At 72.6% G+C, this 25,156-nt stretch carries 27 protein-coding genes and 1 pseudogene; 9 read left to right on the top strand and 19 right to left on the bottom strand.

Annotated elements, in window-relative coordinates:
* Window positions 1-31 precede the first annotated feature (31 nt).
* Window positions 32-1,315 carry an O-antigen ligase family protein gene (locus Aau02nite_RS39620; protein WP_246595799.1) on the top strand — a complete coding sequence of 428 codons (1,284 nt, stop codon included), beginning with the start codon at window positions 32-34 and terminating at the stop codon, window positions 1,313-1,315.
* A complete protein-coding gene (locus Aau02nite_RS39615; protein ID WP_212993789.1) occupies window positions 1,308-2,291 on the top strand; it encodes an aminoglycoside phosphotransferase family protein in 984 nt (327 codons plus the stop codon). Before Aau02nite_RS39620 ends, Aau02nite_RS39615 begins: the two co-directional genes overlap by 8 nt.
* Here Aau02nite_RS39615 and Aau02nite_RS39610 read toward each other — a convergent pair.
* The 3 genes and pseudogenes from Aau02nite_RS39610 to Aau02nite_RS39605 all read right to left on the bottom strand — a co-directional run bounded on the left by Aau02nite_RS39610 (window position 2,270) and on the right by Aau02nite_RS39605 (window position 3,313).
* Window positions 2,270-2,716 carry a pyridoxal-phosphate dependent enzyme gene (locus tag Aau02nite_RS39610; protein WP_246595798.1) on the bottom strand — a complete coding sequence of 149 codons (447 nt, stop codon included), beginning with the start codon at window positions 2,714-2,716 and terminating at the stop codon, window positions 2,270-2,272. The genes Aau02nite_RS39615 and Aau02nite_RS39610 overlap by 22 nt on opposite strands.
* Window positions 2,705-2,940 (bottom strand): annotated as a pseudogene (locus tag Aau02nite_RS47590) (pyridoxal-phosphate dependent enzyme); the annotation flags it as partial. The gene Aau02nite_RS39610 and the pseudogene Aau02nite_RS47590, both read right to left, overlap by 12 nt.
* 94 nt (window positions 2,941-3,034) lie before the next feature.
* Window positions 3,035-3,313 (bottom strand): DUF4190 domain-containing protein, encoded by a 279-nt coding sequence (locus Aau02nite_RS39605; RefSeq protein ID WP_246595797.1) that lies wholly within the window; start codon window positions 3,311-3,313, stop codon window positions 3,035-3,037.
* A 597-nt stretch (window positions 3,314-3,910) separates the two neighbouring features.
* Here Aau02nite_RS39605 and Aau02nite_RS39600 point away from each other — a divergent pair.
* On the top strand, window positions 3,911-4,666 hold the full coding sequence (locus Aau02nite_RS39600) for a DUF4142 domain-containing protein (protein ID WP_212993817.1): 756 nt from the start codon (window positions 3,911-3,913) through the stop codon (window positions 4,664-4,666).
* A 133-nt stretch (window positions 4,667-4,799) separates the two neighbouring features.
* On the opposite strand, the gene Aau02nite_RS39595 is transcribed toward Aau02nite_RS39600, so the two are convergent.
* Window positions 4,800-5,279 carry an anthrone oxygenase family protein gene (locus tag Aau02nite_RS39595; RefSeq protein WP_212993788.1) on the bottom strand — a complete coding sequence of 160 codons (480 nt, stop codon included), beginning with the start codon at window positions 5,277-5,279 and terminating at the stop codon, window positions 4,800-4,802.
* The gene (locus Aau02nite_RS39590) at window positions 5,276-5,965 is read right to left on the bottom strand and encodes a hypothetical protein (RefSeq protein WP_212993787.1); all 690 of its coding nucleotides are present in this window, start codon (window positions 5,963-5,965) and stop codon (window positions 5,276-5,278) included. Before Aau02nite_RS39590 ends, Aau02nite_RS39595 begins: the two co-directional genes overlap by 4 nt.
* A gap of 40 nt (window positions 5,966-6,005) precedes the next feature.
* On the opposite strand from Aau02nite_RS39590, the gene Aau02nite_RS39585 reads away from it, so the two are divergent.
* On the top strand, window positions 6,006-6,650 hold the full coding sequence (locus Aau02nite_RS39585) for a TetR/AcrR family transcriptional regulator (protein WP_212993786.1): 645 nt from the start codon (window positions 6,006-6,008) through the stop codon (window positions 6,648-6,650).
* Window positions 6,651-6,962: 312 nt separating this feature from the next.
* Here the strand turns inward: Aau02nite_RS39585 and Aau02nite_RS39580 are convergent, their stop codons facing one another.
* The gene (locus Aau02nite_RS39580) at window positions 6,963-8,327 is read right to left on the bottom strand and encodes an RICIN domain-containing protein (RefSeq protein WP_246595796.1); all 1,365 of its coding nucleotides are present in this window, start codon (window positions 8,325-8,327) and stop codon (window positions 6,963-6,965) included.
* A 281-nt stretch (window positions 8,328-8,608) separates the two neighbouring features.
* Between Aau02nite_RS39580 and Aau02nite_RS46990 the strand changes: the two genes are divergently transcribed.
* On the top strand, window positions 8,609-9,313 hold the full coding sequence (locus Aau02nite_RS46990; protein ID WP_281421154.1) for a GntR family transcriptional regulator: 705 nt from the start codon (window positions 8,609-8,611) through the stop codon (window positions 9,311-9,313).
* A 7-nt stretch (window positions 9,314-9,320) separates the two neighbouring features.
* Here Aau02nite_RS46990 and Aau02nite_RS39570 read toward each other — a convergent pair whose 3' ends face one another.
* The 4 genes from Aau02nite_RS39570 to Aau02nite_RS39555 all read right to left on the bottom strand — a co-directional run bounded on the left by Aau02nite_RS39570 (window position 9,321) and on the right by Aau02nite_RS39555 (window position 13,405).
* Entirely contained in the window at window positions 9,321-9,866 is a 546-nt protein-coding gene (locus Aau02nite_RS39570) for a hypothetical protein (protein ID WP_212993785.1), read from the bottom strand.
* Window positions 9,863-11,482: a serine/threonine-protein kinase gene (locus tag Aau02nite_RS39565; protein ID WP_212993784.1), complete on the bottom strand. Its 1,620-nt coding sequence runs from the start codon at window positions 11,480-11,482 to the stop codon at window positions 9,863-9,865. The genes Aau02nite_RS39570 and Aau02nite_RS39565 overlap by 4 nt, the downstream gene beginning before the upstream one ends.
* 140 nt (window positions 11,483-11,622) lie before the next feature.
* Window positions 11,623-12,477: a helix-turn-helix domain-containing protein gene (locus Aau02nite_RS39560; RefSeq protein ID WP_212993783.1), complete on the bottom strand. Its 855-nt coding sequence runs from the start codon at window positions 12,475-12,477 to the stop codon at window positions 11,623-11,625.
* A gap of 52 nt (window positions 12,478-12,529) precedes the next feature.
* A complete protein-coding gene (locus Aau02nite_RS39555) occupies window positions 12,530-13,405 on the bottom strand; it encodes an oxidoreductase (RefSeq protein ID WP_212993782.1) in 876 nt (291 codons plus the stop codon).
* 92 nt (window positions 13,406-13,497) lie between these two features.
* Here Aau02nite_RS39555 and Aau02nite_RS39550 point away from each other — a divergent pair, with 92 nt between their 5' ends.
* Window positions 13,498-14,382, top strand: coding sequence for a fructosamine kinase family protein (locus tag Aau02nite_RS39550; RefSeq protein ID WP_212993781.1), 885 nt, complete (start codon window positions 13,498-13,500; stop codon window positions 14,380-14,382).
* A 41-nt stretch (window positions 14,383-14,423) separates the two neighbouring features.
* On the opposite strand, the gene Aau02nite_RS39545 is transcribed toward Aau02nite_RS39550, so the two are convergent.
* Window positions 14,424-15,365: a YihY/virulence factor BrkB family protein gene (locus Aau02nite_RS39545; RefSeq protein ID WP_246595795.1), complete on the bottom strand. Its 942-nt coding sequence runs from the start codon at window positions 15,363-15,365 to the stop codon at window positions 14,424-14,426.
* Between the two features lie 118 nt (window positions 15,366-15,483).
* Here Aau02nite_RS39545 and Aau02nite_RS39540 point away from each other — a divergent pair, with 118 nt between their 5' ends.
* Window positions 15,484-17,022 (top strand): DUF11 domain-containing protein, encoded by a 1,539-nt coding sequence (locus tag Aau02nite_RS39540; protein WP_212993780.1) that lies wholly within the window; start codon window positions 15,484-15,486, stop codon window positions 17,020-17,022.
* 55 nt (window positions 17,023-17,077) lie between these two features.
* Here Aau02nite_RS39540 and Aau02nite_RS39535 read toward each other — a convergent pair whose 3' ends face one another.
* From Aau02nite_RS39535 to Aau02nite_RS39505, 7 genes are all read right to left on the bottom strand, one after another.
* On the bottom strand, window positions 17,078-17,302 hold the full coding sequence (locus Aau02nite_RS39535; RefSeq protein WP_212993779.1) for a DUF302 domain-containing protein: 225 nt from the start codon (window positions 17,300-17,302) through the stop codon (window positions 17,078-17,080).
* Window positions 17,303-17,305: 3 nt separating this feature from the next.
* Entirely contained in the window at window positions 17,306-17,923 is a 618-nt protein-coding gene (locus tag Aau02nite_RS39530; RefSeq protein WP_246595794.1) for a hypothetical protein, read from the bottom strand.
* Window positions 17,920-19,296: a hypothetical protein gene (locus Aau02nite_RS39525; RefSeq protein ID WP_212993778.1), complete on the bottom strand. Its 1,377-nt coding sequence runs from the start codon at window positions 19,294-19,296 to the stop codon at window positions 17,920-17,922. The genes Aau02nite_RS39530 and Aau02nite_RS39525 overlap by 4 nt, the downstream gene beginning before the upstream one ends.
* Window positions 19,293-20,087, bottom strand: a complete 795-nt coding sequence (locus tag Aau02nite_RS39520; protein ID WP_212993777.1) for an ABC transporter ATP-binding protein — start codon at window positions 20,085-20,087, stop codon at window positions 19,293-19,295. Before Aau02nite_RS39520 ends, Aau02nite_RS39525 begins: the two co-directional genes overlap by 4 nt.
* A 27-nt stretch (window positions 20,088-20,114) precedes the next feature.
* On the bottom strand, window positions 20,115-20,915 hold the full coding sequence (locus Aau02nite_RS39515) for a cupin domain-containing protein (RefSeq protein ID WP_212993776.1): 801 nt from the start codon (window positions 20,913-20,915) through the stop codon (window positions 20,115-20,117).
* On the bottom strand, window positions 20,912-21,460 hold the full coding sequence (locus tag Aau02nite_RS39510; RefSeq protein ID WP_246595793.1) for an RNA polymerase sigma factor: 549 nt from the start codon (window positions 21,458-21,460) through the stop codon (window positions 20,912-20,914). Before Aau02nite_RS39510 ends, Aau02nite_RS39515 begins: the two co-directional genes overlap by 4 nt.
* Window positions 21,461-21,527: 67 nt before the next feature.
* Window positions 21,528-21,917: a winged helix-turn-helix transcriptional regulator gene (locus Aau02nite_RS39505; protein ID WP_212993775.1), complete on the bottom strand. Its 390-nt coding sequence runs from the start codon at window positions 21,915-21,917 to the stop codon at window positions 21,528-21,530.
* Window positions 21,918-22,042: 125 nt separating this feature from the next.
* Between Aau02nite_RS39505 and Aau02nite_RS39500 the strand changes: the two genes are divergently transcribed.
* Window positions 22,043-22,528, top strand: coding sequence for a nuclear transport factor 2 family protein (locus tag Aau02nite_RS39500; RefSeq protein WP_212993774.1), 486 nt, complete (start codon window positions 22,043-22,045; stop codon window positions 22,526-22,528).
* An 82-nt stretch (window positions 22,529-22,610) separates the two neighbouring features.
* Here Aau02nite_RS39500 and Aau02nite_RS39495 read toward each other — a convergent pair whose 3' ends face one another.
* The gene (locus Aau02nite_RS39495; RefSeq protein ID WP_212993773.1) at window positions 22,611-23,561 is read right to left on the bottom strand and encodes a PaaX family transcriptional regulator; all 951 of its coding nucleotides are present in this window, start codon (window positions 23,559-23,561) and stop codon (window positions 22,611-22,613) included.
* A 247-nt stretch (window positions 23,562-23,808) separates the two neighbouring features.
* Here Aau02nite_RS39495 and Aau02nite_RS39490 point away from each other — a divergent pair, with 247 nt between their 5' ends.
* On the top strand, window positions 23,809-25,152 hold the full coding sequence (locus Aau02nite_RS39490) for an extracellular catalytic domain type 1 short-chain-length polyhydroxyalkanoate depolymerase (RefSeq protein ID WP_212993772.1): 1,344 nt from the start codon (window positions 23,809-23,811) through the stop codon (window positions 25,150-25,152).
* The last annotated feature ends 4 nt before the right edge of the window (window positions 25,153-25,156 follow it).

Raw genomic sequence — 25,156 nt, 5'->3', positions numbered from 1 at the left:
GGCAGGGCGCCGATGTTCATAGGATGTCGGGATGTCGCGGGCGGATCGAGGCGCTGCGCTGCCGCTCTGGCCGCTGTACGCCATGTTCGGCGCGATGCCGCTGTGGTGGGTCCTGGGTGGACTGCAGCTGTTCTGGCCGTTGTTCGGGCTGCTGCTGGCGGTGGTGCTGGTAGCCCGCGGGCGGATCAGTCTGCCGGCCGGGTCGGCGCTGTGGCTGGTGCTGCTGGCGCTCGTGCTGGTCAGCGTGACCCGGCTGGACCGGGCGAGCGGGTTGTTCATGTTCTCGCTGCGGCTCGGCTTCCTGGCCACGGCGTTCGTGGTCTACCTGTACGTCTACAACGCCGGCCGGGACGGCGCCCCGTGGCAGCGGCTGTTCGAACCGCTGTGCCTGTTCTGGCTGGGTATGGTCGCGCTGGGCTGGATCGGCGTGTTCAAGCCGACCTTCGCCCTCACGACGCCGGTGGAGATGCTGCTGCCGGACACGATGACCGGCAACCGGGGCATCCGCGCGCTGGTGCACAGCCACGCGACGGAGTACAACCCGTCGGGCCGCAACCCGTACTACCGGACCGCCGCGCCGTACCCGTACACCAACAACTGGGGCACCGGGTTCGCCGTCCTGGTGCCCTGTGTGGTCGCCTATCTCAGTTCCGTCCGTACCGGCGCCCTGCGGGTCGCGGTCCTGATCTCCCTGCCGTTCGCGCTGGTGCCGGCGTTCCTGACGCTCAACCGGGGCATGTTCATCGGGCTCGGCGCCGGGTTGCTCTACCTCGGCCTGCGCGCGCTGCTGCGCGGTGACGTGCGCCTGATCGCCTCCATCGGGGCGGTGGGCGCGCTGGCGTGGGTCGCCACGCTGGTCATTCCGGTCGGCGACCTGATCGCCAACCGGGTGGAGAACACCGATTCCACCCGGGACCGGGCCGACCTGTACGTGCAGACGGTCCAGGCGGTCCGGCAGTCGCCGTTGCTGGGCTACGGCGGGCCCCGGCTGGCCGACACGACGCACGCCGCCGAGCCGCTGGGCACGCAGGGACAGGTCTGGCTGCTGATGTACGGCCACGGCATCCCGGCGCTGCTCGTCTTCATCGCCTTCTTCCTGATGATGGTGTGGCGTACGGCCGCGGCGGTCAGCCCGCCGGGCCGGTGGCTGAGCGTGATCCCGGTGATCGCGCTGGTGATGACGCCGTTCTACGGCTTCACCGACATCAACCTGTCGGTGATGTTCTTCGGCATCGGGCTCGCCCTGGCCGCCATCGACGGCCCGGTCAACCGGGAGCCGGCGCTGAAGTCACCGGTGCCGGCAACCAGTGCGTGAAGGACAGCCCGCCGTCGGTGTGCCGGGGCCGGTCGCGCTGTCGCTGCGGGCGCTGGGGGCGGCCGGGGAGCGATGGCTGGCCGAGCTTCCCGGACTGCTCGCGGGCCTGGAGGCCGACTGGTCGATCACCGTCGGCGCCGGGCTGGACGGCGGTAGCGCCTCGTACGTCGCCGAGGCGGTGACCCATGACGGCACGCCGGTGGTCGTCAAGGTCTCGCTGCCGCCCGGGATGGCGGAGTTCGCCCCGTTCGAGCGGCAACTGGCTGCCTTGCGGCTGGCGGGTGGTGATCCGTACGTCGCTCTGCTCCGGCATGACGAGCCGCGCCGGGCTGTGCTGCTGGAGCGCCTCGGCCGGCCGATGGCGAGCCTGGGCTGGCCGGCCGCGCGGCAGCTGGACGCGTTGGCGCGTACCGCTGCGCGGGGTTGGCGCCGGGTGCCGGACGACGGCCGGTTCACCGGCTGGGTGGAGGCGGCCCGCTGGCACGCGGGCTTCGCCCCCTCGGCGTGGGAGGAGCTGTCCCGGCCGTGCCCGGAGGCGGTCATAGACCTCGCGGTCCGTTGTGCCGCCGCGCGGGAGGCCGCCTTCGACCCGGGCCGGGCGGTGCTCGTGCACGCCGACGTCCACAACCTCAACGCTCTGCGGGCACCGGGTACGGGCTTCCGGCTCGTGGACCCGGAGGGGCACGTCTCCGAACCCGCCCACGACCTCGGGGTGATCCAGGCCCGTGGCGTCCAGGGCTGGATCGACGAGCTCGCGACCCGGGACCCGCGGCACGTACGGGAGCTGGTGGCCCGCAGCTGCCGGCGCGCCGGCCGGCTGACCGGGGCCGACCCGGAAGCCGTGTGGCAGTGGGCGTTCGTCGAAATGGTGTCCACGGGTCTGTTCCTGCTGCGGCTCCGCCGCCACACCGAGGCGAGGACGTTGCTCGCCGTGGCCGGTAAGCTGGCGGGGGCTCAGGTGGTCCGGCGGGGATGAGTGACGCCCCGGGTCCAGCGGTGGTAGGCGTCCGGGTCGACGTTGCTGCCGCAGATGATGGTGGCCACGTGGCGGCCGGCGAAGCGGTCACGGTCCTCCAGGACGGCCGCGACGCCCAGGGCGGCTGAGGGCTCGACGACCAGGCCCGCCCGGTCCAGCAGCAACCGCATGCCCGCGACGATCGACGTCTCGTGGACCAGCGCGGCGTCGTCGGCCACCACGAGCAGGTCGTCCAGGACGTCCGGGATCGGATACCGGCCGGCGACGCCGTCGGCGATGGTGTCAGCTCCAGCTCCGCGCCGAGCGCGCGGATCCGATCGAGCTTGGCCGCGGGCGCCCGGTGTGACGCCACGACTGTCACGTCGAGGCCCCGGCGACGCCCCGACCAGGCGAGGGCCTGGCCGAGGTTGCCGGCGCTGGCGCACACCACGGCGTTGCGGCCCTGCCCGGTCAGCCGGCCGGCGACGAGTTCCGTGCCGCGGCCCTTGAAGCTGCGCACCGGGTTCGCCGTCTCCAGCTTGATGCTCACCATGCAGCCGAGCTCGGATCCCAGCGCGTCGCCCTCGTACAGCGGGGTGTCGAGGAAGACGGGGCTGATGTCCCGGCGCGCGGCGCGGATCCGGGCCAGATCGAGTCGCGTCGTGACCATGCCCGGCAACCTACCGCGACTCCGGGGCGATCTCGGTGCCGACGACACCGGCCGTGACGGCGACCGGTGTCGTCGGCGCCGAGGCGCGGGCCGGTCAGGTCGTGGTGGTCTGGGAAGCCGCCAGGATGAAGACGAAGGCGACCCAGAGCACACCCAGCACCGTGAAGACGATGCCGAGCCAGAATCCCGCCGTGGCCAGGCCGGTGCCCTGCTCGCCGGTCTGCCGGATCTGCCGTTTGGCGACGGCGCCGAGCACGATCGCCGCGGGCGCGAAGATGAAGGCGAACACCAGGGCGAGGATCGCCATGACGTTGGTGCCGGCCACCGTTCCGCCGGGGTGCTGGGCCGGGGTGTTCATGGGCTGCGCTGCCATTGTCCCTCCTCATTGTCCATTGCGGACCACGCATACCCAGCACCACCGTTTTTGAAGCCTGCGCGGTGGATTGTTCAGCCCGGAGCCTTGCGGCTGAGGTGCTCCCAGGCCCGGTACTCCTACGTGCGGGCCTGGTCCAGCTCCTGGACCAGGTCGTACGAGGCCGAGCCGACGATCAGCCGCGGCGGCGGCCGGCCCTCAGCGAGGGCGCCGACGGCGTGAGCCTGCCCGACACCGGTGACCTCAATGCCGATCTCCGCACCGTCATGCGGGCCACCGTCGCCGAGTTCGCCGACCCGGGCTTCGAGTCACCCGTCCGGGCGCTCAACCTGGAGATCATCGCCGGCCCGGACCAAGCCAAGAAGGATCGTCTGCGCAGTGCACAGCGGGCGGGTCACGGACGCCGACCTCGACCTCGTGCTCGAACCCTGACGTCGGACCGAACTCGGCCGGCGTTGATCCGAAGCGGGTCGCGCTACGTACCTCTGCTCACCAGGGACCGTTCCACGACCAGGGCTGGAGGTTGACGTGTTCGCCGTCGATCGGAAATCGCGGTGGCGTCGCCACTTGTCGTCCGCAGGTTTGGCCGCCGTGGCCATGGTTCTGCTCGACCCGCAGATGGCACGGGCCGAGCCGGGCGTACCGGAGCCGCCGAACGGCCTGCTGACCGACCGCGGCAAGGGGGCCGTCTCCGACGCCGACCGCGATTTCGCGGTCAAGGTCCGGCTGGCCGGGCTGTGGGAGATCCCGGCCGGCGAGATGGCCCAGGAGAAGTCGGACGACCGGCGGATCCGGTCCATCGGGCGCGACATCGCCGATCAGCACGTGGCGCTGGACAAACTCGTCCGCGACGCGGCGAAGAAGCTCGACGTGCCCCTGCCGAACAAGCCCAACGCGGACCAGCAGGGCTGGCTCGCGGAGATGCGCGAGGCCGAGGGCAAGGAGTTCGACCGGATCTACATCGACCGGCTCCGCGCGGCGCACGGCAAGATCTTCCCGGCCATCGCCACGATCCGGGCCAGCACCCGCAACGACACGATCCGCAAGCTGGCCCAGCGCACCAACCAGTTCGTGATGACACACATGACCCTGCTGGAGAGCAGCGGCATCGTCAATTTCGCCGCACTGCCGACGGCGCCACCGGTAGCCGCGGCGAGCGAACCGGCGAGTGCGATCCAGGCTCAGCCCGCCGGGTCCGCGACGTCGTTGTCGGTGGGCGGCACGCCGGTGCTGGCCTTCGTCGTGGTCGCCCTGGCCAGCGCGGGCGTCACGTTCTTCATCCTGCGCAACGTCATGCAGAACTCCCGGCGGTCGTCCTACCAACGACGGCGAGCCCGCTACTACGAGACCTGATCTGCCCGGAAGCACGAAGCCCGTCGGCGTCGCGAGTGAAGCGGCGCCGACGGTTGCGTCGAGCGAGCTGATCGACCAGGCGGCTGCCCAGGTCCTCATCGGTTTCGGCGAGGCCGCCCGGGAGTCCGGTGGATCAGGCGGCGAGGAAGCGGACGAGCGTCCACACCAGCAGAGCGCCGGCGGCGCCGACGGTCACCAGCCGTACGTGGTTCAGCCTCACCCAGCGTCGCGCCAGGACGGCCTGCCGGTCCGGCGGGACGTCGGGGGCGAGGAACAACCGCACGTTGACCCGGGTCACGATGAAGACGGTGACCGCCGCGCTGACGAGGCAGAGCACGACACTCAGCGCGAGAGGCAGGTGGCTCACCTCGGGGACCTGCCGGCCCGCCACCCCGGCGGCGACGGTCACCAGAGCGGTGAGCGGCGTGGCGGGTATGTAGTACCGGACCGGGCTGCCGGGAGCCAGGAAACCCCCGCCGAGCTGCAACGGCCGGCCGGCCATCGATGCCCAGCCCGGTGCGAGGACCGTCGCCTCGTAGAGATTGCCGAAGAACCAGTGGGCATGGCCGAGCACCGCGAGGGACGCCAGGACGACGAAGAGGCCGGGACTCATGCGGTGTGGCCGACGCGGAGCAGCGTGATGCCGTACGCGACCAGCCAGACCACCCACATCAGCCAGCCGGCCAGGCCGAGCAGAGGGGCCGGGCCGGCGCCGTCGACGGCCAGCGGGGCGAGGATGGCCGAACTGAACAGCAGCCCGGCGGCCACCAGCCCCCAGGCGCCGTGCCAGCCGCGCAGGAGGCCGCCGCGCCGGCCACCGATGGACAGGCCGAGGAGGGCGAGCGCCAGGAAGGTGCCGTTGAGGACGAACAGGCCGTCGTGCAGAGGCCACAGCACCGAGGCCGCGACCGGCCCCTGCGTGCTCGTCGAGGCGAGCGCGAGGCGGGTCGCCACGACGGCGGCGAAGGTCGTGTTCTGCAGCAGCAGCCCGGCCAGTCCGACCAGCGACCACGCCTCGCCCCGGTCTCGCTCGGACCGCCACAGGACACTGCAGACGCCGGCGCCGAACACCGTGGCCAGCACCCAGGCCGCGGGAGTGAGGGCGGACGCGATCGCGGCCTCCCGTCGCCGGTCACCGAAGAACGCGGTGACCTCGCCGAGGTCCGCACCGGTGGACGGCAGCCCGGCCGGCACGGCGATCAGGTTGCTGGTCATGATGAGGGCGGCGAAACCGAGGGCGGCGAAGCCACTGATCCGCGAGAAAGGGATCGCCCGTGACCCGGCAACCTTACGCGTCATATATTCATTATAAGAGGCGTAAACCACGAGAGGGCAAGTCATGACCGCGGAGACGGGTGGCCGGCGCTACGACTCCTTACGCCGTACGACGCAGGCTCTGCAGACGCGCGCCGAGATCGCCAGGGCCGCCCGCGGGCTGTTCGTCTCCCGGGGCTGGGCGCAGACCACCGTGCGGGACGTGGCGCGGGAGGCCGGGGTGTCCGTGCCGACCGTGTACGCCACGTACGGCAACAAGACCGGGCTGGTCCAGGCCCTGGCCGACGCGGCCGACCTGACCGCGGACGCGGCGCAGATGCTGGCGGAGCTCGAAGCCCCGGACGCGGGCCCCGGACGGCAACTCGCGGCGATGGCCGGTTACGACCGGCGGCTGTTCGAGCGCGCGGGCGACGTCATCGCCCTGGTGCGCGAGGCCGGTCGCACCGAACCCGAGCTGGCCACCGTCTACCGCGACGGCCGCCGGCGCGGCGACCAGACCCGGGAACAGGTGTTCTCGTCCTGGCCGGCGGGCGTGCTGCGGTCCGGCCTGGACGTGCCGACCGCCGTGGACATCTACGCCGCTGTCTGCACCATCGATGTCTTCACCACGCTCACCGGGGAACGCGGCTGGACACCCGGTCAGGTCGAGCGGTGGTGGGGCGAAGCCCTGGTCCGCGAGCTGCTCGAGCCCGGGGACCAGGGTCGCTGACCGGTCAGCAGGTGGCCTGGTAGGGCAGTTCGGGGATGTAGCGCTGCCAGCCCGGTCTGGTCCCGGAAGATCCACAGTGCCCCGCGCCGGTGCCACGGCTTCGCCAGCCGGTGCAGGCCACGCTGGACCGCGGGGGGCGAGCCGTCCGGCGGGGGCATAGCGGTAGGAGATGAACCCGTCGAACGGCATGACTGTCCCCGTCATCCTCGGCAAATGACGGGGACCGATTCTTCACGTCACCGGATCACCGGTGAACCGGCCGAAGGCCGGGCGTCGCAGGGACGCCCGGCCGTCACCGGTGGCGCGGACCGATCAGAGCTTGCCCCAGAGCTGGTTCGCGGTGGCGGCGCAGTCCCAGAGCTGGAGCGCGGCGCCGTTGCTGCCGACCCAGTCCTTGATGTCGACACACCGGCCGGAGGAGACGTTCACCAGGGTCCGGGCCGAGGTCAGGGTGAACCGCTGCACCGGGTTGGTGTTGCAGTCGGCCAGCTGGATGCGGGTGCCGTTGGCCAGCGCGCCACCGGCCGGGTCCATGCACTTGCCCATCGCCCGCACGGTGCCGTCGGACTGGAACGCCCACTTCTGGGCGTCGGTGCCGTTGCACTCCCAGGTCTGCAGGAGCGCACCGGTGGTCGCCACACCGCCCGGGATGTCGATGCAGCGGCCGCTGAAGGTCGACTGCAACATCGTGGCTCCGGTGGCCGGCGGCGTGGTGGTCGGCGGGTTGGTCGTCGGCGGCACGCCGGGGTCGCAGTCGTTGGTGCTGACGACGTTGTCAGAGTGCGTGGTGCCCGCGGACCGGAAGCCGCTGATCACCGCGTTTGCCTGCGCCGGGCTCAGCACCTGCTTCTTGGCGTGATACACGTAGTCGACGGACTGGAGCCAGGTGCTGGTGCCCCCGGCGTGCCCGGCCAGGTCGATGAACCACTGGTTGAAGTCGATCGACATGTTCTGCCGGGGGTAGACCTTGCCGGAGTGGTCACCGACCAGCGCGCCGTCGATGTAGTACTTGATGTGTCCACCGGAGACGGTCGCCATCACGTCGTGCCAGCCGTTGATGCTGCGCTGCTGCTGGCTGTGCTGGTTGTCGGCGTACCAGGGGTCGGCGACGTAGGTGTACCAGGAGGTCTGGTAGTTGATCGGTCCCGCCTCGCCCCAGCCGCCGTTCGGCAGGTACTCGGAGAAGTCCAGCTCGGAGTAGGTCGGGTCCATCGGCGCGGCCAGCGGGGAGATCGTGTAGAACGTCTGGTTGACGTGGTCGCCGTCGGTGCCGCTGGCCGGGGCGTCGGAGAACTTGATTCGGGCCAGGTACGTGCCCTCGAAGAACCGCCGGTTGCTCTGCGAGAACTCGGCGTGCGACGTGCCGGCGGCGGTGCCGTCGGTGACCGCCTTGAGCTGGGCGACCTTCTGCCCGTCGACGGTCGGGAAGGACACGTTGTCGGCGAGCCACCGGGCCCCGGCCACGCCCGGGCCGCCGGCGTTGCTCCGGATGCTCCAGCCGCGCTGGCCCAGCGCCGCGTCGGTGCGCGAGGAGTAGTTGAAGTCGTCGAAGAGGACGCCGCAGCCGGCGGCGGCACTGCTGCTCGGCGCGGCGGCGATGCCGATGCCGGTGAGGGCCGCGGCGGTCGCGGCGATGGTCGCACCGATGGCGACCTTGCGGGTTGACGTCAGACCCATGGGGGGTGGGCTCCTTCGGGTGAGAGGCGCCGGTGGGCCTGGGGGTGCCCGCCGGGATGGTGCGCGGCGTTCGACTCCCGCCGAACTGACCAGTGGTCAAGGAACCGACCGCCCGAACACCGTCGTCCATGCCAGAGGTCCACGTCAATACCTATTTGTAAGGTTTCCTTTTTTGCACGTCATGAAGGGCTCGACAGACCCGCCGGAGAACCGCGACACTGTCCAGGGCAGACCACTGGACAACTTCGGGCGACTCGCTCGCCGGGACGATCGGGGACGCGGTGCGGCGTGCTGAGGTACGGGACAAACTGCGCCAACTGATCGACACCCGCGCCCCCGGCGACCCGATGCCCTCGGAACGCTCCCTCTGCGAGCACCTCGGTGTCTCGCGGCCGACCGTACGGGCGGCCATCGACGACCTGGCCCGCGACGGCCTGCTCGTCCGCCAGCACGGGCGGGGCACGTTCACCAGTCCCCAGAAGATCTCGCAGGAGATCCCCGCGGCATCCGGCCTGCCCGTGCCACCGGCCGACGGCGACTGGCTCAGCGAGATCCTGGAATGCCGCACCGAGTCGGCGGGCGCGCGGCTCGGCCAGCGGCTGCACGTCTCCCCCGGCGACGACCTGCGCTATGTCAAGCGCCGGCGGATCGTGGACGGCGAGCCGATGGCCCTGGAGGAGATCCGGCTGCCCGCGGCGCTGGTCCCGGGCATCACCGCCGGGGACTTCGTCGCCGGCTCGCTGTACCGCCTGCTCCGCGAGCGCTACGGGGTCGATCCGACGGACGCGGTCCAGACGATCGCGCCGACGGTCACCGACGCGGGCGAGGCCCGGCTGCTGGGGGTGCCGCTGTACTCACCGGCTCTGCTCTTCGAACGCACCACCCGCGACGGGACGGGCCGGGTCATCGAGTTCACGCGCTCGATCTACCGCGGCGACCGCTACCAGATCACCAGCCACCTCAAGCTCGGACCGAATTCGGGCTGACCGGGCCTCAGGGGGTGTAGACGATGGCCATCCGGGTCAACTCACCGTTCTCGGTGGCCACAGCGACCATGGCCTGCTTGTTGAGCTTGAACCAGCCGGCGAACTCCCGCTGCGTCATCGGACAGGTGCCGCCCTTCTCGGGAGCGTCGATGCACACGTCACCGTTGGAGTCCTCCCACGTGTAGTACTTCACCTTCGCCGCGATCGGGACGGTGACCTTGGTGTGGCTCTCCTCCGTCACATACGCGTGATTGACGCACCGCCCGTCCGAGCGCTTGATCTTGAAGGCGCGGCAGTACGCGTCGCCGGTCATGAAGATGATCGGCTCGACGACGGTGGAGGCGTTCCGCGGGTCGTACCCGTGCAGCTTCACCACCGAGGTGGTGCTGCCCTGAGTGAGGTCCGCGAACCGGGGCTGCGGCACCGGCTTCCTGCTCGCCGGCGGCGCCGACGACACGGGCACCGGCACGGACGGGGCGGGGGCTTCCGGCGTACTGGTGCCGCACCCGCCGGCCACCAGCACCAGCACCACGGCCAGCAGTTTCCACTTCACAGTTTCACGACCTCCGCATGGGCGAACGCGGCCCGGGCGTCGCCGCTGATGACGTCGTCGATGACGCCGAACGTGACCCGGCCGGCGGCGAGGGACTCCTGGTCGAGCCGGGTGGTGAGCAGCGCCGCACCCGCCACCGAGACGGTTGCCTGCTCGTCCTGCACGACAACCTCCACCGGGCGGGCGCCGCCCAGCTCCGTACCGGTCAGCGGGGCTTTCACCTCGCCGGTGACGCCGTCCTCGGTGTCCACGCCCAGCCGGACCTCGGTCTCGCAGACCGACACCAGGTAGGCCCGCGCCCCGGCGGCGCGGAACCAGATCACCGCGCATGCCCCCGGGGTGAGGATCGCCGCGTCGACGGTGACCGCCTGGTCCCCGGTGAAGGACTCCGGTGGCCCTTCGCAGCGGTACACCGGCGACATCCCGGTGCGCGCCTCGAGCCGGCCCTCGGAGAAGACGCACCGCCCGTCGGCGTCGGTGCGCGTGTCCCGCCACTGGCCGGGCCGGTCCAGGCGGTCGACGATCGCCGGCCCGCCCGCGGCCCGCTGCCAGGACGGCGCCGGCACCGGACCTGCGCCGTCCGTCGCGCCGGTCTGCACGGTGGTGGCCAGACCCAGCCGGGGCAGCACCTGGGCGGTCACCAGACCCGCCACGGCCAGCACCAGCACGGCCGCACCGGCCAGCACCAGCCGCCGGGTCCGGCCCGGCCGCGGACCACCCCGCAGGATCCGATGGGTGCGCTGCGCGGCCGTGGCCACCTCCAGCAGCTCCGGGCGGATCAGCTCGGTCCGCTCGTCGGTGCCCAGGTCCAGCAACAGGTCGAGCAGCTCGTGCGCGGTGGGCCGTTCCACCGGGTCCTTGGCCAGCGTGCGGGCCACCACCCGGCGCAGCGGCTCCGGCAGCCCGGACAGCTCCGGCGGCTGGGTCAGGATCCGGGCCGCGGTCGCCGCGGCCGAATCCGCCCGGAAGGGGGTACGGCCGGTGCCGGCGTACGCGACGACGGCGCCCCAGGCGAACACGTCCGCGGCCGGGCCGACGACGCCCCGATGATCGGTGTCGAAGCGTTCCGGCGCCATGTAGGCGACGGTGCCGACCATCTGATCGGTACGCGTGTGCTGGCTCGTCGCCTCGAAGGCGCGCGCGATACCGAAGTCGATGACCTTGGGGGTGCCCAGCGCGAACAGCACGTTGGCCGGCTTGAGGTCGCGGTGGATCACCCCGGCACCGTGGATCGCGGCGAGTGCGGTGGCCACCCCGACCGCGACGCTGTGCAGGCTGCCGCCGGTGAGCGGGCCGTGCTCGGCGATCACCTGCGCCAGGCTCGGCCCGTCCACGTACTCGACCACCAGGTACGGGGTGGGATGGTCGGGGTCGGCGTCGAGCACCTCGGCCGTGCAGAACGGCGGCACCTGCCGGGCCCGGTTGACCTCGCTGCGGAACCGGCCGCGGAACTCGGTGTCGTCGGCGTACTCGGGCCGGATCATCTTGACGGCGACCAGCCGGCCGCCGGCGTCCCGCCCGAGGTAGACGGCACCCATGCCACCCTGGCCGAGCCGCCCGAGCAGCCGGTAGCCGCCCAGCTCGGCCGGATCCCCGGGCAGGAGTGGATCAGTCACGGGCAGGACGATACATCGAGAGCCTTCAGCCGCTCGCCGCGCCGGGCCTCACCCCTGCCTCAGCTCCGGGTAGGTTCGGCCGAGGGAAATCCGAGGGAGGTCGACGGCAAACTCGTCCTGGTCCGGTGAGGCGGGCAGGCTCAGCGCGGGCGCGCAGCGCGGGGCAGGTCGGCGGGCGTCAACGCCGCCGAGGCCAGCAGGGCCAGCTTGTCGGCGGCGTCGGTGCCCGCGTCCGGGTGGTAGATGACGAGCATCTGACCGGCGGTGCCGCTGATGCCGAGCTTCTCGCGGTTCAGGCGCAGCTCACCCACCTGCGGGTGGTCGAGGTGCATCGGGGCGCCTTCGCGGACCCGTACGTCGTGGCGTCCCCACAGCTGCCGGAAACGCGGGCTGGCCAGCGACACCTCGCCGACCAGCTCGATGAAGCGGGGGTCGTCGGTGTCGGTGCCGACGGATTCCCGGAAACCCGCGACCAGGCGTTCGGTGTCCGCGTCCCAGTCCGGGTAGAGCTCGCGCTCGGCCGGCTCCAGGAAGACGTCGCGCAGCCGGTTGCCGCCCACCACCAGGCGCGGCGACAGTGCGGTCGCCAGCGCGTTGGCCGCCAGGACGTCGAAGTACCGGCCCTCCACGAACGCGGGCAGCGACAGCGTGGCGACGAGCTTCGCGACGCCGGCCGGGACGTTCTCGCGCCTGGGGCGGCGCCGCGAGCGGCGGGGCTTCTCCGCCCCCAGACCGAGCAGGTACGCCGTCGCGTCGTCGTCCAGGTGCAGCACCCGGGCCAGCGCTTCCAGCACCTGCACGGACGGGTTGCGGTCGCGGCCCTGCTCCAGGCGCAGGTAGTAGTCGGCGCTGATCCCGGCGAGCATCGCGACCTCCTCCCGGCGCAGCCCGGGCACCCGCCGCAGGCCCAGCACGGGGATCCCGGCCTGCTCGGGGGTCACGAGCTCGCGGCGGGCACGCAGGTAGTCGCCCAGCGGGTTCGACTCGACGCTCATGGCTTCACGGTAGGCCGCGGCGCGCGCCGGTGCCTGGTCCTGCGACCCCCACTCACGCGGCGACGGCGTCGAGCTCGGCGATGCTCCCGGCGTCCAGGTCGAGGGTCGCGGCGGCGAGGTTCTCGTGCAGGTGCGCCACCGACGACGTACCCGGGATCAGCAGGATGTTGGGCGACCGGTGCAGCAGCCAGGCCAGGGCGACCGCCTTCGCCGGCTGCCCCAGCCGCGCCGCCACCGCGTCCAGCACCCCCGACTGCAGCGGATTGAACCCGCCCAGCGGCCAGAACGGCACGTAGGAGATGCCCTGGGCGTGCAGGTCGGCGATGATCGCCTCGTCGCCGCGGTGCGCGATGTTGTACCAGTTCTGCACGGTCACGATCGGCGCGATCGACCGGGCCTCGCGGATCTGCGCGGCGTCGGCGACCGACACCCCGAGATGCCGGATCTTGCCCTGCTCGCGCAGCTCGGCCAGCGCCCCGAACGGCTCCGCGATCGAGCCCGGCACCGGGGAATGCCCGTCCGCGCCGCCGCCCACGCGCAGGTTGACCACATCCAGCGCCTCGACGCCGAGGGTGCGCAGGTTCGACTCGACCTGCTCGCGCAGCTGCCGCGGCGAGCGGGCGTGCGGCCAGCCGCCGTCGTCGTCGCGCACCGAGCCGACCTTGGTGACGATGTGCAGGTCGTCACCGTACGGCGCCAGCGCCTCCCGGATGATCTCGTTGGTCACGTGCGGGCCGTAGAAGTCCGCGGTGTCGATGTGGTTGACGCCCGCCTCGACCGCCGACCGGAGCACCGCCACCGCCGCGGCGCGGTCCCGGGGCGGGCCCCAGACGCGCGGTCCGGCGAGCTGCATGGCGCCGTAGCCCATCCGTACCAGGGCCGGGCCGTTCTTGATCTCGAATACTCCACCGAGCGTGTTCACTGTCATAGCCTCAAGCGTGCGGCCCGGTCCGCACCGCAGGGAGACCTCCCGCGATCCTGGGAGTGACAGGGACAGTCAACCTCGGCAGAGGAGCTCTCGTGACGCACTCGGCGACGTTCCTCCTCGACTGCCTGCATCGGGCCGGGCTTCGCGATGTGGTCACGGTCGAGCCGGTGAGCGGTGGGCTGGCGGCGCTCGCGGGCATAGCAACCCGCCGGGACGCGCCGCCGGTGTTCGTCAAGGCCTTCGCCGATCCACCGGACGACGACGTCTTCACTGCGGAGGCCGAGGGGCTGACGGCTCTGCGGGAGCTCGGCGGCGTGGCGACACCCGACGTGATCCGGGCGGATCGGGAACTGCTCGTGTTGTCGGTGCTGCGACCGCGTCCGTCCAGCGCGGACTTCTGGGAGCAGTTCGCGCACACGCTGGCCCGCCTGCATCTGAGCACCGTCCACCAGCGTTTCGGGTGGCACCGCGACAACTGGCTGGGCCGTCGCCGGCAGAGCAACACCTGGAGCGCCGACGGTTTCGCCTTCTTCGCCGAGCATCGGCTGCTGCGGTGGCTCGGCGAACCCCGCGTCGAGGCGGCACTCGACGCGGGCGACCGGGCGGCCCTGGAACGGCTGTGTCACCGCCTGCCCGAGCTGCTGCCGGACCGGCCGCCCTGCCTGACCCACGGCGACCTGTGGACCCAGAACCTGCTGGCCACCCCGGACGGCCGGCCGGCGCTGATCGACCCGGCGGTGTCCTACATGTGGGCCGAGGTCGACCTCGCCCACGTGTGGTCCACCGTGCCGCCGCCGGAGGCGCAGCGGTTCTTCGCGCGCTACGCCGAGCTGACCTCACTCGGCGCCGGCTGGCCGGCCCGGATGCCGATCGTCCAGCTGCGACAGCACCTCGCCGTGCTGGCCCAGTTCGACGACGACTGGGGCGCGGCCGACCACATCCGGGCGACTCTGGCCCCGTTCCGGACCGCGGGCTGACCGCAGGTTCGGCCGGCCCGGGGCCGCCGCCGGGAGCGACCTCAGGCCGTGTCGTCGGCGGCCGGGCTCGCGTCATCGTCGGCCGCCGGGCTCGCGTCATCGTCGCCCGGCGTGGCGAGGTCGGCCGGACGGCCGGCTGTGCTGGTCGCCGTCAGCGCGGCGGCGAACAGGACCAGCTGGTTGACGGCGTTGAGGAAGACCAGCAGCCCGACCGAGCCGGCGACGAGGTGGTACGTCGGATTGGCCTCGGTGCGCTCCACGTACAGCCGGCCCAGGGTCTTGAGCAGTTCGAGCCCGACGGCGATCAGCAACGCCGGCCCCAGGACCCGGCGCACGGGCATCTTCACCCGGGGCAGGCCGGTGAGCATGCCGGCGGCCAGGACCATGTTCACGGCGAGGCCGAGCAGGAGACCGACCGTGGCCAGCAGCCACCGCGACGGGCCGGCGCCGGTGTCCGCCGCGTCGACCAGCCGGTTCGCGACCACGGTGGTCGCATAGGCCACCGACAGTGAGGCCGCCAGCAGGACGCCCAGCCCGACCAGCACGCCCAGGTCGACGAGGATCCGCAGGACGAGCCGGCCCGGATACTCGGGCAGATCCCAGATCCGGCGGATCGACGAGCGCAGCGCGTCGATCCAGAACCAGCCGGTGACCGGCAACCCGACGAACGCGACGACACCCGCGGTGTTCCGCGCGTTGCGCCACGCGTGTACATCGACGGTGGGCAGGTTCTCCTCCGCGTACCGTTCCACCGCGTGCAGCACGGCCGGATCTTCCAGGACGAAGCCGAAGACGGCGAACGCCAGCAGGCCCAGCGAGAACGTGGCGAAGAACGCGTAGTACGTCACCGCGGCGGCGAGCCGGCCACCGTCGGCCTCGTCGTAGCGCACCCCGGCCCGGACCACATGGTCCAGCCAGCCGATCCGGTCGCGCAGCCGCTGCCACACCACCGCGACCCGCCCGGCCGACCCCTGATCCGTCACGCGGCCCCGGTACCCCGGGGCCTCCCGGATTACGCCCCGGCGAGGTCAGCACGGCCGCGGTGACCGCCTGGCATCGATTGGCTAGGATTCCTCGCCGTACACCACGGGGAGGAACATCGTGTCATTTCTACGTGCCCGGCGGCTGCCGGCGCTGGCAGTCGTGCTCGCGGCAGCGGCGCTCGCGGTGCCCGGCGTCGCCCACGCCGCGCCGGCCGACCGGATCCAGCTCGAGGCGTCGGACGTGCTCGTGCCGACGAGTTCGACCGCCACGGGCATCGCCGTGCGGCTGCGCAACGACAGCGACACCGACGTCTTGCTGACCGGCGTCAAGGTGGTCATCGACGCCACCGGTCTGGCCGGGGTGGCGACCGTGGCGGATGCGCGCCCGACGTTCGGTGGTGACTGCGACACCGCGGGCCCGCGGACCACCTGCACGTACGACACGCTCAACGTCTCGATCATCGACGCGTACCCGGCGTTCCTGGATCTGAAGGCGGCTCCCGGCGCCGTCGCGGGCGCGACCGGCACGTACGCGGTCACCGTCGAGGCGGCCGGGCTGTCCCGCGCGGCGACCGGCGAGGTGACCGTGGCCGAGGCGGTGAACCTGGTGGCCGGGCCGGAGATCACTCTGGCCGGCGACGCCGGTTCGACGCTGGCGTTGTCCCCCACCGTCCGCAACGCCGGGTCCCGGGTCGTGCGGGGCGCGGTGCTGAGCTCCAGCAGCGGTTCCCGCAGCGCGTCGTACCGGCCGCAGTACAGCAACTGCGTCTACACCGACGTGGAGTTCTACTGCGTCTTCGACCGGGAGCTGGCCGCCGGCAAGCAGTACGCGCCGGCCGCACCCGTCTCGGTCCGGCTGGGCGCGGACGCGCCGGCACCGTCGACTTTCGACACGTACGCCGAATGGCAGACCCCCGACGACGCGGCCGACTCGATGGCGGCCATCCGCCGGCGCGGCGGCAAGCCGGGCACCGGCCCGGCGCTGCAGCTGGTGGAGAAGGCGTCGGCGGCCCGGCGGGCCGTCCCGCAGACGGAGGTTTCGGCCGTCGACAACTTCACCCACGTCGTGGTCGACGTGACCGGCCGGAACCTGCCCGACCTGGCCGCCATCGGTACGACCGTCCGCGGCGAGGCCGGCGAGACGGTCACCGCGACGATCGGGGTCAAGAACCTCGGCCCGGCCGTCATCGACGCGTGGGACCGGTTCCCCAGCGCCCACGTCGTGCTCCCGGCGGGCACCGCCGTCGCCGAGGCCGACCGCAACTGCGTCCCTGTCGACGGCAAGGCCGGCGAATACCGCTGCCTCAGCGGCGGACTCGCGGTCGGCGAGACCGCGACCTGGGCCCTGAAGATCACCATCAGCGGTACGGGCCGAGGCACCATCACCGCCCGCACCGAAACCGCCGAGGACGGCGTCTACGGGCCCGACCGCAACGCCGCCAACAACACCGCCGAGCTGCTGATCAACCCGCCCGCCGGCACCGGTGACGCGACCGGTGGCGGCGGCGAGGGTGGCGACACCGGTGGTGAGGGCGGCGGGCTACCGGTCACCGGCGTCAACGCGACCCTGGCGGCCGGCGCGGGCGTCGCGCTGCTGCTGGCCGGCGCGACTGCCGTCGTGGTAACCCGGCGCCGCCGCACCCGCTACCTCGCCTGAGCGACGACGGGGAGCCGCTCCGAGCGGCTCCCCGGTCCGTCCCAGCCGGTCGGCGTCAGCCGCTCACCTCGGCCACCAGGGCGTCCAGGACGCCGCGGAGCCGGTCCAGCGTCCCGGTCTGCTCCGCGAGCAGGAAACCTTCGGCCAGGGTCCGGGGATCACGGAACGCGACGCGGGTCTCGCCGTCCTGGGACCACACCAGGATCCGCAGCGGCAGGTCGATCCCGGCCCGCGGACCGGCCTGCATCAGTGGCGTGCCCGCGGCGGCGTTGCCGAACACCCGCTACCGGCTCATCGTGGCCTCGTTCGCTGCGGTGGGCGGGCTCGTGCGTACGGCGTAACCGATCACCCCGGCCAGCAGCAGCACCGCCGCGGTGAGCGCCGCCGGGACGCTGCCGGCCGGCTGGATCAGCCAGAACAGGGATTGCTGCCAGCCGGGTCCACCCGTCCCGGCCAGCATCGCCTGCAAAGCCGCCCACCCGATCGGGGCGGCCCAGGCGAGCCGGGGACCGAGCAGCGCGACGCCGAGCCCGATCAGCCCGGCCAGACCGGCGCTGTTGCGGATGATCTGCCCGGCCGGGCCGAAGTCGGCGCCGGCTGCCCGGGCCACCAGCAGCAGGGCCGCGACGAACGTACCGGCGGCGAGCAGGTGCAGGACCCGCCGCGGTGGCCAGGGCAGCGCCGTCGCGCCTTCCAGGGAGTCGTCGTCGCCGGTCAGGGTGGGGATCAGCGGGGCCAGCGCCAGCACGACCGTGAGGGCGGCCAGGCCGGGGCCCACCTCGGGCCCGTCGGCCGAGGTGGACCAGAGCAGCGTGACCGCGGCGACCGCGGCCAGGGACATCGGCGCGGCGAGCGGGACGCGGCGTGAGCGCAGGTAGAGCGGCAGCCAGCCGGTGATCATGCGACCGGTGCGCCGGTGAGGATGCTGCGCAGGTCTTCGGTGCGGCAGGCGTCGGCCGCGTCGCGCAGGGCGGTCACCCGGCGTACCTGTTCGCGCTCGGGGAGGTTCCGCAGGGCGCGGACGGTCGCCGCGATCTCAGCGCGGACGCCTTCGTCGTAGCTGAACTGGAGGTCGGTCACGGGCGGGACGTCGACGCCCATCAGCCAGGCGCCGGCCGCGCCCAGCGCCACCGTGTCGCCGAGGTGGCAGCCGTTCATGGTGGTACCGGCGCCGTTGACGATGTTCGCGGTCAGGGCCGTGGCGTCCAGCGCTCTCAGCCGGAACAGGTCACCCGTGCCGCCGAGGCGGTTGTCGGGGTCGACGCGGAACAGGACCGTGCCCGGTTCGGTCTTCGGCGTGGTGCCGCGGAACTGGGCGGGGTCGAAGGTGGAGGCGGCGTCGGCGCGCCACTGGACCGCCCGCGTCGGTGCGCCGGGCAGTTTGGCCAGCAGGGTGAGTGCTCGGCGCACCGCCGGGGTCACGGTCGGCAGTTCGTGGGCGTACCCGGCGGTGACACACACCTGTGGCGTGCCGTCGGCGCAGACCAGGCGTTGCGCGGCCGCGTCCACCCGGTACCGGGCGCCCAGACCGAGGGGCGTGATGACGACGGCGAGCACCATCCCCGCGGCCGCCGCAGCGAGGCCCGTGGCCCGCAGGAGCCGGGACGCGCCGACGCCGAGCAGCAGACCACCCAGGAGCAGGCCGGCGCCGAGCGCCAGCCGTCCCAGCAGCGCCTCGGTGGTGAAGGACTCCCAGGCGTTTCCCGGCGGCGGCAGGTTGAGCGTGAGGTTGCGCAGCCGGCTGTCCGCGGCGGTGAACTCCACGGCGACCTGGCCGACCAGGACCAGTGCGGCCAGCGCCGGGGGCAGCGCCGGTGTCGGCCAGGCCCGCGCGGCGGCGAAGCCCAGCCACCCGGCGCCGACGAGCACCGTGATGTCGACCAGGGCCGGCAACGCGCCGACGGCGTTGACCAGGCCGCCGGTCGCGCCGATCACCGTGGCGCCGATCGCCAGCGTCAGCAGATGAACGCCGGCCACGGCCACGGCCAGCGCCGCCGCCGGCGGGGTGACCTTCTGCCAGCGGGGACGGCCGGTGCTGCCCATCAGCTCGTCCGCCCCGGTACGCGCCTCGCGCCGACCGAGCATCGCGCCACCGGCCAGCGCCAGCGGTACGAGCAGCAGCAGAGCGCCCGCCTGCTGATAGGAGAAGAGCAGCCACTGCCGGTTCCACTGGTGCATCGACGCAGTGAGCACCAGCGCACTCGCCAGCAGCAGCAGGACGGTGAGCGTGATGGCGTTGGAGCGGCGCAGTTCGGTGCGGATGACGCGGATCATGCGGCGCTCCGGTGCTCGCGCAGCAGCACCGAGTAGCCGCGCTCGGCGGCGCTGTCCCCGACGCCGTCGCTCGCGCCGAGGCGGGCCAGCTCGCCGGGCAGGCCCCGGAAGACGAGCCTGCCCTCGTCGAGCAGCAGGACGTTGGTGCACGCGGCCACCACGTCCTCGACCAGGTGGGTGGAGACCAGCACGCAGGACCCGTCACCGAGGTCGCGCAGCAGCTCGCGGAACTCGACCCGTTGCCCGGGATCGAGGCCGACGGTCGGCTCGTCGAGCAGCAGCAGCTCGGGCTCGTTGACGATGGCCTGGGCGATGCCGGCCCGGCGCAGCATCCCGCCGGACAGCGACCGGAGCCGCGAGTCGGCGCGGCCGGTCAGCCCGACCCGGTCGATGGCGCGCTGGGTGGCGGCCGGGACCGCCGTGGTGGGCACCTCCCGCAGCCAGGCCATGTACTCGACGTAGTCGCGGACGGTGAACTTCGGGTAGAAGCCGAACTGCTGGGGCAGATAGCCGAGCCGGGAACGCAACGTCCGCAGCGTCTTGCGTTGCCGGACGTCACGACCGAGCAGCCGCAGCCGGCCGTCCTCGGGCCGGACCACGGTGGCCAGCGCCCGCATGAGGGTGGTCTTGCCGGCGCCGTTCGGACCGAGCAGCCCGTGGACGCCGGGCCCCAGGGTCAGGTCGAGCCCGTCGACGGCGAGCCGGGAGCCCGCCTTGACCCGCAGGCCGGTGGCCTGGACCGGCCAGGCCTCGGTCGAGGGGGCCAGTTCGTCAGCGCTGACCGCACGCATGGATGCTCCTAGTCGTTCGACGGGACGTCATTTCCAGCTGGTGTGGTGCCGGTGGTCTCCGGCCCGCAGCAGGGTGAGCAGGGCCAGCGCCACGGCGGCCACCGCCCACCCGGGCAGGCTCTGCGGCTGGACCAGCACCGGCTGACGGTCGGCGATGAGCGTGGGCAGGGCGACCGCCAGCATCCAGCCACCGCCCAGCAGCGCCGCCGCGCGGCTCATCCCGATCAGGCCGCCGAGCAGCAACGCCGCGGCGGTGAAGGCCAGGCACGGCAGCAGCCACAGGGCCGGATTCGTGCCGAGCCGCCAGCCCACCGCGGCGAGCAGCGGCAGGACGACGACGAGCACCACGACCGTACGGCGCAGCAACAGTTCGAGGCCGGCGCGGGCCGTACCGGAAACGGTCTCCCAGGCCGGGTCCGACCGCCGCGACCAGGCGACCGCCAGCCCGCCGAGGGGCGCCACCGGCGCCAGCATCAGCACCACCGACGAGCGCGCCGCGAAGGTTTCGTCGAGCAGGAACGCGGCGGCGACAGCCAGGAGGGTGACCAGCGCCCAGGGCAGCACCGACCACGAGGCCCACCGGTGCGACAGCCGGCGCAGACGGCGGCGCCGCACCGGTGGCGGGCCGTTGCGCGCCTGGGCCAGGACGGCCAGCCGGGCCTCGGCGACCATGTCGCGGACCGGCCCCGGCACCTCGTCGGCCAGCCGTTCCTGGCACTGCGGGCACGCCTCCAGGTGCGCCTCCACCGGCCAGGCCATGGCGTCGTCGGCACCGAGTTCGCCGGTGGCGTACGCCCTCAGCACCGCCGCCGAGATGTGCGCGGTCACGAGAGTGCCTCCCTCATCGCGGTGCGGGCCCGCCGCGCCCGGCTCTTCACGGTGCCCTCGGGCAGTCCCAGCAGGACCGACGTCTCGCGGACGGACAGCCCGTCCAGGACCATGGCGCGCAGGACCGCGCGTAGCTCCGGGGCGAGCTGGGCCAGGGCGGCGCCGAGTTCACCGCCGACCGTGCCGGCCAGCGCCTCGTCCTCGGCCGCCGGCATGCTGAGCACCGGCAGCGCCCCGGCGGGCGCCTCGAGCCGGCGGGCCTGCCGGCGCAGGGCGTCGACCAGCCGGCGCGCGGCGATCGTCCAGAGCCAGCCGGCCGCCCCGCCGCCGCGCGGCCGCAGATCGGCGAACGACCCGGCCGCGCGCCACACGGTGAGGTAGGTGTCCTGCAGGACCTCGGCGACGAGCCCGTCGTCGGCGCACCGGCGCCGCAGCCGGACCGCGACCGCCGGTGCGGTCCGGCGGTACAACTCGTCGAACGCGGCCAGGTCGCCCTGGGCGACCCGGCGCAGCAACCGCTCCGCGTCCGGCACGTTCGTACTCACACCCGGTTGATCGCTGCCGCGCCCGGCGACGGATCACCGGCTCCTATGAGCTGGGTCACAGCCGGCTTCACCGGCCGGTGGAGGTGGCCTTCTGCAGGTGGTCCTGGGCCCAGCGCGTCAGCTCGGCCAGGGCGGGGCGGATCGCCGCGCCGTGCTCGGTGAGCTCGTACCGCACCCGGATCGGCCGGTCGTCGACCACCGTCCGGGTGGCCAGGCCCAGGTCGACGAGCTCGACGAGGCGCTCGTTGAGGATCCGGTCGTTGATGCCGGGGATGCCGCGCTTGAGGTCGCTGAAGTAGACCGGCCCCTGCATGAGCGTGCTCCACACCACGCCGGTCCAGCGCTTCCCCAGCAGGGTCATGACCTGCGACAGCGGCTCGCTCAGGGTCTCGCAGGCGCCACCGGCGGCCGCCGGCCCGGACTCGGCGAACAGCGGCGGGGGGAGAGCGCTTGACATCACGATCATCTCAACTTACTTTTTCTAAGTAGCAACCTATTCGTAAGTTACCTACGTTCAAACACCATGGTGCCACACGGCGGGTCCTCCGCCGGCCACCGAGCACGACCGAGGACAGGAGCACCATGAGCACCGACAGCCTGGGAGCCAGGATCCAGCGGATCGAGGACCGCACCGCGATCATCGAGCTGGTCATCGCGTACGCCGTCGCGATCGACGAAGCCGACTGGAAAGGGTTCGCCGCGACCATGACCGACCCGGTCCACATCGACTTCTCCGAGGCGGGCCTGCCCGCAGCGGACTTCCCCCGGGACGAGTTCGTCGGCTTCGCGGCCGGCGCACTGGAGGGCTGGACCGCGCGGCAGCACATCAGCCCCAACCACCGCGTCGCCTTCGACGAGACCGACCCCGACAAGGCCACCTGCTATTCCTACATGTACGCCCAGCACTACAAGAAGGGCGCCCCGGGCGGCGACTTCTACCTGATGCGCGGGTCCTACGACAACAAGCTGGTCCGCACCGCGGACGGCTGGCGGATCACCGGCGTCACCCAGCACGTCAGCTGGCTCGAGGGCAACCCGGACGCCCTGCGGGAGCCCGTCCCGTCCTGACCGACACCGGTCCGGCCGAGAGCGGGCCGGCCCAGACCGAGACGCTCTGACCAGGACGCCCGCACCGGGGCGAGCTCAGTGACTACGCCGGCAGGCCGGCGGCCAGCTCGGCGACGGTGTGGGCGCCGATACCGCTCAGCGCTTCGCCGGTGTACGCCGCGGCGACAGCCCGCACGTGGTCCTGGGCGTTCGGCGCGAGCCCGTCGTAGATGGCGACGAACAGGTCGCGGGCGGGCTCGCGCAGCCATCCCGGCGGCAGCAGCCGGCTGGGCAGCCCCGGATCGAGGATCGGCAGGCGCCGGTAGGTGTCCATGATCCCGGTGCGGGCCCGGACGGCTTCGGGCCCGGGGATCCGGCCCGCGTGCAGGCGGGGAAGCACCGGCCGCCAGGTCGCGATGAAGGACTCGTACCGGCCGGCGATGGCCGCGGTGTCCCAGGCGTCGAGGGGTGAGCGGCCGGTCCCCGCCTCCGGCTCGAGGTGCCGGCCCCGGAAGACGGTCATGGTCGCACCGAACCCGGCCAGCTGTTCCCGGGCTTTCCCGGTGAACCGGCGCGGGGAGACCCAGAGACCGTCGTACAGCGGGGCGAACCCCATCCAGCGCAGCTGGGCGCGGAGAGCGCGCCGCTGCGCCGCCTGCTCGCGCGGGAACGAGAAGGCGAGCACCGTCCAGTTCTCGTCCCACGGTTCGGCGATGACGGGCGAGACGATCGCGCTGCCACCGACGGACAGGAAGCCGGCGGCGGCCGCGGTGAGCCGGTAGGAGCTGCGCCGGCCCTGCCGGCTGCCTTCCAGCACGCCACGGCGGGCCAGCCGGCTGATGGCGGTCCGGGCCCCGGCCTCGCTGACGCCGGCCTCGGCGAGCAGGGCGACGATGGCCGCCGACGGCAGCCAGGCCCGGTTGCGCAGGGTGTAGTCGGCCAGCAGGGTCACCGTCAGCCCCTGCGGGGAGCTGCCCGCCTGCCGGCGGGGCAACCGCACCGTCTCCGCGGCGTCATCCGGAAAGATCTCCTCGATGTCGTACGGACTTGTCACGCGGTGCTCCAGAGATCCGGGGTGCGGTCCCGCCGACTGTAACGGCAACCGGTGACATCGCCTGATTGACCAGCGTCGATTGACAGTTTGCGGTCCTGGGTGCACGCTAACTGCCATACGACGGGGTTCGCGCCGGGCCGCGCGACGCATGCCGTGACACAGGGCAGTCACGAGCAGACCCCGACGATGTCGCGCGCCGTGATGATCCGGCGTGCACCGGCTCTGCCTTCCCCAGGAGTGACAAGGCATGAAGATCAGACGTCATCTGTTGCTGGCCGTCGCCACCTCGCTGGCCCTCATCGGGCTCGCCGTCCCGGCCTCCCGCCCCGCCTACGCGGCCTCGTTGACCGAGGTGACCAGCTTCGGCAGCAACCCGGGCGGGATGCGCATGCACATCTACGTGCCCGACACGCGCCCGGCGAATCCGCCCATCGTGGTGGCCATGCACGGCTGCGGCGGCTCCGGTCCCGGCTTCTATTCGAGCAGTGAGTTCGCGTCGCTGGCCGACCGGTACGGCTACATCGTGATCTACCCGTCCGCCATGCAGGAAGCCGGCTTCGGCAAGTGCTTCGACACCTGGTCCGCGGCGGCCAAGCAACGCAACGGCGGCAGCGACCCGGTCTCGATCGCGTCCATGGTGGCCTATGCCGGGCGGCAGTACGGCGGCGACCAGAACCGGGTATACGCCACCGGCAGCTCGTCCGGCGGCATGATGACCCAGCACATGCTTGCCCTCTACCCCGACCTGTTCAAGGCCGGCGCGGCGTTCATGGGCGTACCTTTCAACTGCTTCGCCAACGCGGCCGACTACCCGCCCGGCGGCCAGTGCACGGGCGGCAACATGAACCGCACGCCGCAGCAGTGGGGGGACGCTGTCCGCCAGGCGTCAGCGAGCTACACCGGCGCTCGTCCCCGGGTGCAGCTGTGGCACGGCACGAACGACACGCTGGTGCCGTACTCCCTGCTGCAGGAGTCGATCGAGCAGTGGACCAACGTGTTCGGGCTCAGCCAGACACCGTCGTCCAGTGACACGCCGCAGGCGAACTGGAACCGCCGCCGCTACGCCGACGCCACGGGCACGGTGCAGGTCGAGGCGTACAGCATCCAGGGGGCCGGGCACAGCCTGCCCAGCGCCGGAATGGCCGCCGCCGCCCTCGCCTTCTTCGGTCTCACCACGCCGCCGGTCACGCCGCCGGTCACACCGCCCGTCACCCCGCCGACGTCCCCGCCCGTCACCCCACCGTCGAACCCGCCGTCAACGCCGCCCGCGACCGGGGCGTGCCGGGTCACCGACACGATCAGCGCCTGGAACACCGGCCTGACCGCGAACATCACCATCACCAACACCGGGGCCACCGCCGTCAACGGCTGGTCCCTGGTCTTCACCCTGCCGGGCGGCCAGGCCATCACCTCCGGATGGAACGCCACCTACTCCCCCGCCACCGGCCAGGTGACCGCCCGCAACGTCGGCCACAACGCGGCCGTCGCCCCCGGCGGGTCGGTCACCGTCGGGTTCCAGGCCACCCACACCGGCAACACCGCCGCGCCGGCCTCCTTCACCCTCAACGGCTCACCCTGCACCGTCGCCTGAACCG

The sequence above is a fragment of the Actinoplanes auranticolor genome (assembly GCF_018332655.1).
GTDB classification, from domain to species: domain Bacteria; phylum Actinomycetota; class Actinomycetes; order Mycobacteriales; family Micromonosporaceae; genus Actinoplanes; species Actinoplanes auranticolor.
Note: the sequence above shows the minus strand (reverse complement) of the source record. Positions and strands in the feature narration are given on the sequence as shown.